Source organism: Lacinutrix iliipiscaria (assembly GCF_042686125.1).
Taxonomy (GTDB): Bacteria; Bacteroidota; Bacteroidia; order Flavobacteriales; family Flavobacteriaceae; genus Oceanihabitans; species Oceanihabitans iliipiscarium.
Genome location: NZ_JBHUOV010000002.1, coordinates 113,895 through 126,518 on the forward strand (window position 1 = coordinate 113,895; position 12,624 = coordinate 126,518).

Annotated in this window: 13 protein-coding genes; 1 reads left to right on the forward strand and 12 read right to left on the reverse strand. The window is 33.0% G+C overall.

Annotation, left to right across the window (positions count from 1 at the left end; all coding sequences use genetic code 11):
• Positions 1–25: 25 nt before the first annotated feature.
• Together ACFS5M_RS07600 and ACFS5M_RS07605 are read right to left on the reverse strand one after the other, a co-directional pair.
• The gene (locus ACFS5M_RS07600) at positions 26–874 is read right to left on the reverse strand and encodes a DUF4437 domain-containing protein (protein WP_183487523.1); all 849 of its coding nucleotides are present in this window, start codon (positions 872–874) and stop codon (positions 26–28) included.
• Between the two features lie 7 nt (positions 875–881).
• On the reverse strand, positions 882–1,556 hold the full coding sequence (locus ACFS5M_RS07605; RefSeq protein WP_183487525.1) for an NAD(P)H-dependent oxidoreductase: 675 nt from the start codon (positions 1,554–1,556) through the stop codon (positions 882–884).
• Between the two features lie 254 nt (positions 1,557–1,810).
• Here ACFS5M_RS07605 and ACFS5M_RS07610 point away from each other — a divergent pair, with 254 nt between their 5' ends.
• Positions 1,811–2,155: a winged helix-turn-helix transcriptional regulator gene (locus tag ACFS5M_RS07610; RefSeq protein WP_183487527.1), complete on the forward strand. Its 345-nt coding sequence runs from the start codon at positions 1,811–1,813 to the stop codon at positions 2,153–2,155.
• 104 nt (positions 2,156–2,259) lie between these two features.
• Here ACFS5M_RS07610 and ACFS5M_RS07615 read toward each other — a convergent pair whose 3' ends face one another.
• The 10 genes from ACFS5M_RS07615 to ACFS5M_RS07660 all read right to left on the reverse strand — a co-directional run bounded on the left by ACFS5M_RS07615 (position 2,260) and on the right by ACFS5M_RS07660 (position 12,623).
• Entirely contained in the window at positions 2,260–2,460 is a 201-nt protein-coding gene (locus ACFS5M_RS07615; RefSeq protein WP_183487529.1) for a hypothetical protein, read from the reverse strand.
• Positions 2,461–2,556: 96 nt separating this feature from the next.
• On the reverse strand, positions 2,557–3,435 hold the full coding sequence (locus tag ACFS5M_RS07620) for a nuclear transport factor 2 family protein (protein WP_183487531.1): 879 nt from the start codon (positions 3,433–3,435) through the stop codon (positions 2,557–2,559).
• A 110-nt stretch (positions 3,436–3,545) separates the two neighbouring features.
• Positions 3,546–4,424: a helix-turn-helix domain-containing protein gene (locus ACFS5M_RS07625; protein ID WP_183487533.1), complete on the reverse strand. Its 879-nt coding sequence runs from the start codon at positions 4,422–4,424 to the stop codon at positions 3,546–3,548.
• Between the two features lie 70 nt (positions 4,425–4,494).
• On the reverse strand, positions 4,495–5,118 hold the full coding sequence (locus ACFS5M_RS07630) for a MarC family protein (RefSeq protein WP_183487535.1): 624 nt from the start codon (positions 5,116–5,118) through the stop codon (positions 4,495–4,497).
• A 139-nt stretch (positions 5,119–5,257) separates the two neighbouring features.
• A complete protein-coding gene (locus tag ACFS5M_RS07635; protein WP_183487537.1) occupies positions 5,258–6,367 on the reverse strand; it encodes a serine hydrolase domain-containing protein in 1,110 nt (369 codons plus the stop codon).
• Between the two features lie 2 nt (positions 6,368–6,369).
• Positions 6,370–7,245: an SDR family oxidoreductase gene (locus ACFS5M_RS07640; protein ID WP_183487539.1), complete on the reverse strand. Its 876-nt coding sequence runs from the start codon at positions 7,243–7,245 to the stop codon at positions 6,370–6,372.
• 15 nt (positions 7,246–7,260) lie between these two features.
• Positions 7,261–7,890, reverse strand: a complete 630-nt coding sequence (locus ACFS5M_RS07645) for a hypothetical protein (RefSeq protein WP_183487541.1) — start codon at positions 7,888–7,890, stop codon at positions 7,261–7,263.
• Between the two features lie 41 nt (positions 7,891–7,931).
• Entirely contained in the window at positions 7,932–9,191 is a 1,260-nt protein-coding gene (locus tag ACFS5M_RS07650; protein ID WP_183487543.1) for a serine hydrolase domain-containing protein, read from the reverse strand.
• 130 nt (positions 9,192–9,321) lie between these two features.
• Positions 9,322–11,091 (reverse strand): helix-turn-helix domain-containing protein, encoded by a 1,770-nt coding sequence (locus ACFS5M_RS07655; RefSeq protein ID WP_379898453.1) that lies wholly within the window; start codon positions 11,089–11,091, stop codon positions 9,322–9,324.
• Between the two features lie 290 nt (positions 11,092–11,381).
• Positions 11,382–12,623 carry a peptidoglycan-binding domain-containing protein gene (locus tag ACFS5M_RS07660; protein WP_183487545.1) on the reverse strand — a complete coding sequence of 414 codons (1,242 nt, stop codon included), beginning with the start codon at positions 12,621–12,623 and terminating at the stop codon, positions 11,382–11,384.
• Position 12,624: the final 1 nt, after the last annotated feature.

The following is a 12,624-nucleotide window of genomic DNA, read 5'->3' on the forward strand; positions in this document are numbered from 1 at the left end:
ACTTAGGGTTATCGATTAATATTAATTATTCTATTAAAGTCACTTCAAACTCACCATTAGTTCTTATATAAACAAGTGCTTCTTGGTCATTTTTTACCGTAATTTTATGAGTAGAATTTTCAGCTGCACCGAAATAAGTTCCAGCTACTAAAATGGCACTATTTTTAGCATCAGACACTTGATGTGCAATAGTTCCTTGAATGATAACTGCTCTGAAGTTTGGACTTAGGTTTTTAATCGCTCCTTCAAAACCTGCAGGTAATTTTACAAGCGTCGCCCGTAATTGTCCGTCTTGATGATTTCCCCATAAAAATGTAGATTCCACATTACTTTCATTAGAAACCCAAGTCATATCCTTCGCATTTATCCAAACTAAATTTGAAGCATCTACATTAACAGGACGCTCACCATTATCAAAAGCGTTGACTGTAGGTTTTACTAAATATGGTCCTTCTTGAATTTCAATATATGCTAAGTTTTCTTCTCCAGAAGCTGCAGTAATATGAGCCTCACCTGCTGGTTGTTGCCAAAAAGATCCTGCTGGCAACCATTGTTCTTCTGCGTTTTCATCGTCATTATGCAACAAACCTTTAATAACCACACCACGATAAGTAACGTTATGAATGTGTGGTGGCGATGAAAACCCTTTATTAAATTTCACCAAAAAACCAGACGCTAAAGTCTCTGTTCGGTCTCCCCAAAGTTTTCCTGCTGCTGGACTTTTATCGCCTCTAAGTGGATTGAGCCAGCCCCATTCTATCTTGTCTGTGGTAACAACTTCATTTTTTGATTTTGTATTATCAGTTGTTGGTGTTTGTGCAATTGCATTAACGCTAACTGCAAATCCTATTACTAGTGTAAAAAATGTTTTCATTGTTTTGTTATTTCCAAGTTACTATGTCTTCAAAAGCGCGTCTTGATTTTGGGAATTCTGGATCTGCTTTTCGGTATCCAAATGCAGCCATAAATGAAATACCATATTTATTAGTATCTACTCCAAATTTTTCTCTTAATAAGGCTTCCGTTTTTTCTATATGAAACCCTTCAATCGGACAAGAATCTATGCCAGTTAAAGCAGCATCAGTCATCATATTCCCTAAAGCTATATATGTTTGTTTTGAAGACCAATCGAATAATTTTTTATCCGAATCTAAATTAAAATCGCGCTCTTGAAATTCTCTATAAAATTTAGAATACATGTCTATTACATCTTCTGGTAATTGCTTAACGTCTTTCATCATATGCTCTATGTACTCTGCATCATGTTTAACCATAGGTGCTTTCATGGCTAAACCTAAAATAAAGTGGCTTGCAGTATCTAACTTTAAAGGTGCTCCCCAAGCTACTGGTTTTAATAGTTCGCGTAATTCTTTGTCTTGTACAACTACAAAATGCCACGGTTCAAAACCAAAAGAACTTGGTGATAAGTTAGCTGTTTTTAAAATAAAACTAATTTGATCGTCTGTTAATGTTTTTGTGGCATCAAATTCTTTAGTGGCATGTCTATAGTTAAATGCGTTTAATATGTCTTCTGTTGCAAAGTTTGGTGTGTTCATGATTGTATATTATTATCTGATTAATTGTTTTATAGTTTGTACTATCAAAAGTATAGTGACAAAAGTATATATAGTTTTAATTTCTCACAATAACGGTCAAAAAGGATAGTATAAACTTAATTTATTAACTTATTGTATTTCAAGTTGTTACATTCAAAATATTTTACTATAAAAAGTATAGTTGTATAATTTAGTATAGTAGTATATCTTTGTACTTACAGAAACTATGAATACTTAAATTTTTTAACTGTATTATGTATCAATATAAAGGAAAAGAATACCCATGTTGTGCCAGTTTAACTATGGGAGTTATAGGCGGAAAATGGAAAACAGTTATTCTATACCACCTAATTAACAAAACGTTGCGTTATAATGAATTAAGAAAAGAAATGCCAACGGTTACAGAACGCACGTTAAGCTTGCAATTAAAAACTTTAGAAGACGATGGCATTGTTAAAAGAAAGGTATATACCTCTAAACCTCCTTTAAAGGTAGAGTATTCGTTAACCGATTTTGGTAAAACATTAATACCAATAATACAGTCTATTGCAGATTGGGGCGTTTATGTTGTTGAGCAAAAAAGCGAGACTTTGGCATAAGAATTACAATTTGTTTATAGTACTTCTTGATCTCCGAGGGACACTAGAGGTTCTATTTGGTTGTCTGGCTGTGAAGCTCTTATTTTACAGTCTGTTTTTATGATTTATTTTTTATCAGATTTTATAGCTTGTATTTCTTTTTCTAAAGCTTCGGCTTTTGATTTATACTTGTCTATTGCTTTTTTTAACTGACTGATTTTTTTAAAAACCGCTTCCTCTTGAACTGCTGTGTAGGTTTCCTTTTCTTCTATTAATTTGTATTTTGCTTTTGCGCCACAAGTTGGGCATGTTCTAACGTCTGACATGTGTTTTTATATTTAATGTTTCTTTATTATTAAAATGAAAAGGCTACCTATTGGTAACCTTTTCTGCTATTAATCAAACCAAAGGCGTTTGTTAAATTACTGAGGAAAGTTAAACTTTCCGTTTGTATTTTTTCTGTCGCCTTTAGGTGCAATGGTTTCCATAACATCCCAGTGTTCTGCTATTTTCCCCTCTTCGACTCTGAATAAATCATAATACGATGTTGGCTGTCCTGCAAAGGTTCCTTCGCTTATTGTTAGTACAAAATTACCTTGCCCCAATACTATATGAACGGTGTCGAGTTGCATTGTAACCCCTTGTTTTGCCATTGCTTCTAAGGCCTGCCCTAAACCAGATAGCCCGTCTGCAATGTTAGGGTTGTGTTGTATGTAGTTGTCGTCCTTAAAGTAATTGGCTATTTTATCCATTTTACCTTGCACTAAGACGTCGTTTACAAAATTGGAAACGAGTGTTTTATTCGCTTCGGTTTTGTCTATATCTGTAAGTGTTGTTGTGCCATCTGTTTGCGTGCGACCACTTGGGTTGGGTGCTTTTTTTTCAATTAAGTTATCCCAGTGCTCTACTACTTGTCCGTTTTCGAATCTAAATACATCAAAGCCAATTTTTGGTCCGAAAAAGTCGTATTCTGTTTGTGTAAACCCATAATCGCCATCTTGAAAAGCGCGTATGGTATTAACTTTAAACCCGCCTTCTGGTGCCTGAGACAATAGTGCCCCAAACCCCTCTAGACCATCTGCGACTGCAAGATTGTGTTGTGTGTAGTTTGCTGCATTGATATAGCTTACACCTTGTGGGTCTCCGGTTTCTATACTTTTTAATACTGCTAGTGTTTTTTCTTTAATTGATACTTCCATTTTTGTGTCTTTTTTTATTTGTGATTCCTTTTCTACTCCTTTTTCTGATTTGCAAGCCCCTACTATGAATACTAGTGAAGCTACTAAAAGTGTTTGTTTCATGTTTTGCTAATTATATTGTTAGTTAAATTCTGAGGACAAAATTACTATAGCAATACACTTTGCTAAAGGTGAAAATGGTTGTAAGACTGGTAAATATCGAACCTAAATGCTTAGATGTAGTCTTTTTTGAAGGTGTTAGGGGTAAATCCCGTATGCTTTTTGAAGTATTTCACAAAATTAGTTGGTTCTTCAAATCCTAAGGCATAGGCTAATTCTGTACTTTTTATTTCTGAATTTACAAGCAAGCGTTTTGCTTCAAGAACTACAAATTCATCAATAAACTGTTTTGCCGTTATTGCAAGGGTGTCTTTGCAAATAGTGTTAAGATGTTTATAGGTGATGTTTAATTTATCGGCATAAAACTCTGCATTTCTACTTTTAGTATGGTTGTTTTCTAAAAGCGATTTAAACTCTAGAAATGTCTTTAGTTTATCGGAACTTTTTAAATGATTTGTTTGGTATTGCTTTAGGCGTTCTAATTTTGAAAAAATGATAGAATATAAGGCACTATAAGTGTTTTCTTGATTATAGTCTTCTGCTGTATTTGAATACTCTTGATAAAATAACTGGATGTATTTGGATACATTGGCATCTTTAGGAACCTGAATTATTGGCGAAAACAAGTGCGCATTAAAGAGTCTTATTAATTCGTTTTTTGGCAAATTGTTTATCTGCTTTTTAAGATAGGCATCTGTGAACAGTATGATGAATCCTTTTAGGTCTTCGTTAAACTGAAAGGCATTAATTTGTCCTTTAGATAAGTGAATAATGGTGTTTTGCTTTACTTCATGCCACACAAAGTCTACTAACTGCTTGCTTTTTCCTTCGGTATAAAACACAATCATATTAAAAGCTAATTGATGTGCTTTTTCGGGATTATGAGCAATGTCGTTTTTTCTAACAGAAAGACTTTCAATGGTTAATATTTCAATCCCCTTATTGTCTGGTTTTTGAGAATTAAATACAATATGTGGAATGTCTTTTTGCATTAATAGCTTATTGGTCTTTTGTTTTTCTATTGCTTTTTTAGTTTAGGCTGGAAAAAAACCAAGGATCTTTTTATATCGTCATTAAATTAAACGAAATTTTGATGCCTTGAATAATCATTCCTGTTCCGATAATTGCAATGATTAAACCCATTATTTTTCCTATTACAGAAATGACATTATTACCTACTACTCTTACAATAACGTCACTTAATTTGAAGGTAAAATATGTTATGAGGCTCATGGACCCAAATATAAGAATGACTAAAATGGTATGAACCGTGTCGACATTAGATACGAAATTCATTGCTGTTACAATGGTTCCTGGGCCAGCTAAAATTGGTATTGCCAAAGGAGATACCGCAATGTTTTCATCGATATGTACGTTATCTAGGGTTTTGACATTGGACTGCTTAGATTGCAGCATATCGAACCCTATAAAAAAGATTAAGATTCCTCCTGTGATTTTAAAGGCTGGAATACTGATATTAAATAATTCGAAAATATACTTTCCTAAAAGCACAAAAACCGCCACAATGATAAAGGCGATAAAATTAGATCGCTTATTGATATCGTGCTTTGTTTTTACATCTGCCCCTTGTGTTAAGGACACAAAAACAGTCATATTTGATATAGGATTTGTTATGGCAAAAAAGGCCGTAAACACTGTAATTGAAAATGTAATTAGGTTATCCATCTATTGGGATTTTTAATTTAAAAAAAGGCAAAATTACTTCTTTATATTCAAAGTATTTTTGTTTTTTTAGAATAGTTTTAAAACTAAAAAACAGTGATTTTTATGACGCTTTAAAAGATACGACATTTGAAGCGTTTTATTATTCTACAAAATTTAGTATTTGCCTTATCAATTTATGAGTATTAAAATCTGGTGTTGCTTGGCTTATACAATAAGAAATTGTTGATTTAGTTTCTGGACAATAACCAACAAAGGTGTTGTAAAATCCGAAATGCCCATAATACACCTTTTGATTAACAATAAACTCATAAACGCCTAACCCATAACGGCTTTCATTTTCTTTTGTGGTTTTTACATCTATCATTTTAGTTAATGAGTCCTTATTAATTAGTTTGAAATTAAATAAGGCCTTTATAAAAATGGCTAAATCTAAATTTGTAGATACGAGCCCTCCACCTGCCCAGTCGAATGAGGTGTTGAGGTCTGAAAAATTAATAGAGCCCACATATTGGTTTACTTGGATTGCTTCCTCTTTTGGTGTTTCGTAAAACTCAAAAAAAGTGTGGTGCATGTTTAGGGGTTCTAATATTCGATGTCTTATGGATTGTGATAGGGACTTGATATCTAATTGCTCTATGACTAATCCTAGTAAAATAAAATTAATATCGGAATAGTACCACGCTTCATCGGGTTTAAAGTGCGGCTCACGATGTAAGTTGAATTGATAATATAGCGCCATAAGTGCTTTTGGAGAATATTGCTTTTTTGGGTTTTGCATGAGCATGCCAAAAAAAGCTTCTTCTCTATCGGTAAATAGATCTGCAAGTCCAGATCGATGTGATAAAAGCTGTTTGATTGTAATATGTTTTGCATATTTTACACCATCAAGGTTATGGATGTTTTCGAAATCAAGATATTCCAGATCCTTTAGGTAAGGATATACTTTATCATTTATGTTGAGTTTCGCTTCTTCCTGAAGTTGAAGTATAATTGTTGACACAAAAAGTTTTGTACTACTCGCAATTTTAAAGGAGCTATGCGCTGTAACACTATCTCCCTTTTTATCTACCAGTCCAAAGCCTTCACTATACATGACATTTTTAGTTTCATTGTCTATGTATAGTAACATACTATGCACAGGGTTTTCAGAATAATGATTAATTTTATCAATAATTCTATGAGTGATTGAGTCGGTTTGTCCAAATACAAGATTAGATACAAAGAGTAAAATATATAATAGTGGTTTCAATTTTATTGGCTTATAGTTTCTGCATTGTCTTTGAAGAAGTGATACAATCGATTATTTCCGAACCTAGGTGCTATATTATCTTCGGCCATTAAAGTTAAAAAAAATTCTATAGGTCCGTAGGTTTTAGAGGATGTAAATGTGCGTAATGTCCAAATTATCAATCTCCTTAACCAATCGGGTAAATGAATAATTTTTATTGGTTTTTGAAGCGCATTCAGCGCCATCTCACCTATTTCATTTAAGGTTAAAATATCTGGGCCACCAACTGTGATTTCAGTATTGTTTATTTGCATTGCTTGTAAACAAACAATTGCTAGATCTTCGCCATGTATTGGATTGAACTTTTGTTCGCCATTTCCGAAAAGGTATATTTTTCCTTTTCTGGCCATGTTTAAAAAGTCTCTCATATCTGAAAAGAATCCATTAGGACGAATTACAGTAAAATCTAGTCCTGAGCTTTTTAATGCATCGACAAATTTTTCTTTGGCTTCAAATATTTTAAGATGTCGATATCTATTTCCATTAATAGCAGACACGTAGATAAACTTTTTAACCCCTGCTTTTTTCGCTTCATTAAGTAGATTTAGATTCGCTTGATAATCTACATCCATATAGGTTAAACCCTCTTTTTGTCTAGTAATACCAACCGTAGAAATTACAGTGGTTACGCCATTGCAAACCCCTTTTAATGTTTCTGGTTTTGTGACTTCAGATTTAATTATTTTAACCGTTTTACTTTTAAAACAATCCAGTTTTTCAGGTGATCTCGCTATGAACTTGGCTTTTATATTTTCTTCAACTAAAGCCTTAGCAATATAGCCGCCTAAGTATCCTGTTGCTCCAGCAAGCAAAATGGTTTGTGAGTTGTTCGTGTTCATATTACTCAATGAAAATTACAGACAATTGATTCCTATTCCAGCACTTAATGAAATGGCATCTCTATGCATATCTCCATCTAAATAGGCTCTTCCTAAGACGATTTTAGATTGTAGGTTTAACGTTATGTTTTTTCTTTTCAAAATTTCATACCCTGTACTTGCCATCACAGCACATCCAAAATTCCACTCGTCGTTAACATTATCTTTAATGTCATAAAGTGCAGGCCCATCGATAGCCAGACCAATACCTCCGTGAATCCACCATTTCTCTTTTACCCAGTATTGTACTGAAGGTATGAAACCGCCAAAATGCCTATCATTATCTTGAAATTCATATATCATTCCAGGCATTGCTGCAGTTAAAGCTAGTTTTTGATTTAACCTATAACCAAGCTTTAAATCTGGAAAAACAAAAGCCCCTTGAGCTTTATCGAAAGTTTGAATTTCCTCGCTATCTTCAAGACTAATAATTCCACCTCCAAGGCTTATTTCTAAAAGAAACCCCTTTTGTTGATTGAAGTTATTATCTGTTTTATTTTGAGCAAACGTGAGTGTAGAAAGGAACACTAAAGCTATAAAAGCAGTTTTTGACATGATTTGTTTTTTAATGATTTGTAAGTTGTTTTCGTGAATTTGTGTTTTCATTTTAATTGTTTTTAATTGTTCGATTTTTGATTGTTTTTATATTAATTATTAGAGATGTACTCTTGTATGGCTTGAGTAATTAACGATTTAAGCTCTTCCCATTTTGATTCGTTTCCTGTAAAAGTTCCATCCATATTAGATATAATGAAGAATCCTGAAGTGCCGTCTTGATTTAGTTGTATATGTGTTGACACCCCTAAACTATTACCCCCATGTATTAAAGACCCTTCTTTTATATACCATAGCAAGCCATGATTTTCGGCAAAACCAGTAGGCACAACACCATGTGCTAATTGTTCAGTAAATAATAAATCGTAATAGTTGCTAGGGAATAAAACAGATGCTTCACCTCTGGCTCCTTTCATCATATCGAGTAGATAATTACTCATATCGTCGCTATTGCTATATAAGCCCCCTTCTACGTAGCCATGATTTGCATATCTAGGGAAAGGTGCATTCGCATCGTAGTATTGAGTGGCCATATTCTGAAAATCAACCGCATTTACATCAAAGGTAGAATTGGTCATTTGTAAAGGGTTTAGAATATAATTTGCCACATACTCATCAAAAGATTGGCCAGACACATATTCAATAATGTAACCCAACAATGTTACTGCATCATTTGAGTACGCCCAAGTGTCACCAGGCGCTGCATCTAAATAGTTGTCTAAACTGTAGAGTTCACCATTTTCATCAAAAATTTCTGACACATAATCTTCTAAATCAACTTGATCCATTTGTTGGATACCTAAATCGTTTACCAAAATACTAGCCAAAGGCGTTGTAATATCTTCGCCTAGTAAGATATAGTAGTTACTTGCAATATATGTTGAAGGAACATCTACAATTCCAGAAGTATGAGTGACTAGATGCTTGATCTTAATATCAGAACCTGGCTGTTTAGGATTAATGATTGGTATAGGTAGTAAATCGTTAATATTAGTCTCCAGATTAAAATAGCCTTGAGCGATTGCTTTTGCTGTTGCTGCACCAACAAAAGTTTTGCTTACAGATGCCAAATTATTTAAAGTCTGGTTAGTATAAGGGATTCGATTAGCAATGTTTGCATAGCCAAAAGATTCTTGAAATACTTTATTATTTCCTAAACTAACATTTACTGAAAAACCTGGAACATCAATACTGTTACCCAAGTTCTCTAAATACGATGATAAATCATCGGTTGTAACGATGTTCTGTGGTAAAGGTGAACTAGATGCTGCGTCGTCATTATTAGTACATGATGTTAGTAAACTTAAAATAATTAGCGCTAAGCATGTGATTTGTTTGGTTAAAGTTATCATTATTGTCGTTTTTTGATTCATAAAAAATTATGATGCAAAAGTGCATACCATAGGCATACGCATCGTTCGACATTATGATTTAGAACCTCTTTATGTGAAATTCGGAACTTTATTTAATAAAAGAGCGCTTCTAATTTTGTGATTTCACCCATTTGCTTGGTGTCATCCCTGTTTCTTTTTTGAAGAATGTATTAAAAACAGTTTTAGAATTGAAACCACTATCGTAGGCTAAGCCAAGAATAGTGAGGTGTTTAAATTTAGGGTTTAAAGCCATTGATTTAAAATGCAGCAATCTAAACTTATTTATATAATCATTGAAATTGACCCCAAAAGATTCATTGATAAGGTAAGAAATTTTATTAGGATTAAGCTGTAAGGCTTCAGCAAGACTAATTAAGTTAAGCTTAGGGTTTAAGTATGGTTTTTCATCTTCAAAATAAGCTATAAGCTTTTCCTTCAATACTTTTAATTGTTCTGCATCTAAAGTATTTGTCTTCGTTTTATCATTATGCATTGATAACTTGATGTCTGAAAGCAATAGATTTGATTGATGCAATTGAGAAAAGCCTTTTAATTTACGTAATGGTATTAAAAAAGGCTCTTGTCTAAAATTAATAATTTGTCCGCGTTTTTGGTTTACTTTGTCCTGCAACATCGAAAATGCTAATTCTTTATGTTTTGAATTCGCTAGAATGTACAAGTTGTATGGTGCTAAATTATTTTCTGTGATGTTATTGTTTGAACATTCTTCTAAGAATGCTACTGGAATTGTTGTATCCTTATTATTAATAACTTGGAACAGCAGTGTTTTTTCATAATTATTTGGCTTAGCTATGATGGCGTCTTCAAACTCTTTTTGCCTATTTAACCATATATAACAATAACATTGTAAATGATGTGCCAGCTCTAATTCTGGATTTAGATATAGTGCATAATTTATACTCTCAAGCGCTTTATTAAACTTTTTTTGATAATAATAAATATGAGCCAAAGTGTAATGATTATTCGCAGATAATGGGTCGACAGCTAATAATTTATTAGCATACATTGTAGCATAATCAAAAAATCCTAATGCCATGAATAATTCAGACATAGCTTCTAGTCCATCTGTATGATTTGGGTTTATTTCTAATACTTGGTTAATATGCCCATAAGCGTTTTTAAAATCCCATTCGCCCCAAAAAGACTTCCCAACAAATGAGAGTGGATATTCTGGAAGCGTAGTATCTATTTCTTTAGCAATTAAAAAGTTATTTAATGCTAAATCCATTGCTTCTTTATAAGGCATATCTCCCCACATAGCTAACAAACCATAGCATTGTAAATTTGCGTAATAGGCTTTTGCGTAGTTTTTATCTAGAGCAATAGCTTTATTGTAGTATGATATGGCTAGTTTAATGTTTTCGGCAGTCCATTTTAATTGAAGTGAGCGTCCTCTTAAAAATAACTGATAGGCATTTATATTATTTGTAGGTTCATTAACTAAATGTTTTTGTATTTCGAGGTGACCAAAATTTTCTCGTATTAGATTTGCTATACAAAGGCTTATTTCATCTTGAAGTTCAAAAACATCCTCTAAATTTCTATCAAAATTCTGAGACCAAATATGAAAACCATCTGTTGTTCTTATTAATTGAGCAGTAATACGAATTTTTTTTTTGAATATTCTAATACTGCCTTCAAGAACCGTAGCAACTCCCAATTCATTTCCGATGTGACGCACATCAATATTTTTATTTTTAAAGGCAAATGAAGATGTTCTAGAGGTTACTTTTAAGCCCTTTACTTTAGTAAGCGCATTAATAATTTCTTCTGTAATACCATCACAAAAGTATTCATTATCAATATGACTACTCATATTGACAAAAGGCAATACTGCTATAGATTTTTGGTTAATCAAAGAATTGTTTTGAGAAAACAAAAGTATAAAAACTTAAAAAAAATTAAAGTAAATCCTTTTAAATCTTTGCGCAATACTGCATTCTACACACACTATCTTACCTACTACTGTAAGGCATCAAAAAAAAAGCCTATCAATTTTTTGATAGGCTTTAATACAAAATAATATGTACCATTCAACTACAGTGTAGTTTGAATCTAATTTTTTCATGTTTCTTTTTTTTGGTTATATGTATAAAACAATTCAACCTTTAAAACTCCTGATTTTTTTTAGTTTTTTTTAATACATAATTAAATTTTTGTCATGGCTTCTAAACTATTACTTGCATAATTAGCCCCAAAATTAGCATCAATATCTAAAGATTCTTCACGTCCTAATGTATAAACTAAACTATTAACTCCTGCTTCTGTATAACACAAAACAAGATCTGCCAGCATATTATAAGCCCCTTTAGTTTTTTTAGCTGAAGTGGTTAACTCACTATAACTACGAGAGGCGAAATCTGAACAATCCACAACTTTAGATTGATTATTAATGTAACTTTTACCTGATATGACTTGACATCCTGCTGAGAAGTTAGTGCTCCCAATACCAGACCAATGAATGTTTATAGAATTATTTACTCGGATACCTAGAGGTGTGCCGTTTCTGTCTGTCATATCTAAGTCTTTTGACGTTAGTGAGTTATCATTATTCCAGTCTCTCAGTACAAGAACACCTTCAGGCACTAAAGGTTTTGCTGCTCTGTAAATCTTTTTTTCAACCCAAACCTTATGCCATCCAAAACGGTAAAGATGCTGTCCTTCTACTAAGAAGGGTTCATCTTTTCGTCCAGCCATACGCACACTTGGGTCTGTTGATCCCCAAAATTTAAATACTTGTCCGTTAACCAATAAAACAAAAATATCATCATTTTTACGATCATGTACAGGCTGATCTTGATTGCGTCTTATGCCTATAAGATGTATTTCATTTTGGTCAAAATTCCAATCTTCAATCTTTCTTGTTGAATAGGTCTGATTAAGGTTATTGATCTGTTTTAAAATCGGTCCAGGATTTGATTTATAATAGGATTTCGCCTTTTGTAATAATGTAAACCAATCTTTATACTCTTGGGATGGCGCAGCTGCAGATGATGGTCCCCAACTGCAACTCTTATTTTGAGCAATCCAACGGTTAACATGCTTCATTGTATTGTTCCCTACAAACCCATCTGGTACCATTGTAGAATCGCCTTCTTCATCAATAGTACGAACATATTCTTGAAATAAACGAACCGCTGCTTGTGTGGCATAATCAAAAATACCAAGGTTCATTCTATTAGCTGAAAAACCTGCATTTTTGAGAAATTGTTGTAAGTGTTCTACATCGTTCCCTTCCGTTTTTCTAAATGAGCGCCAAGTTGTACGATCGTCATCACGAAAGGTGATTTTTCCACTCATTAACCCATCTTTATGATAAGGTTTTAAAAAAAGTTTTCTGTCGTTGGGGTACTTAGAAGAATCACAACTCCCTAGATATAGTAATGCCATT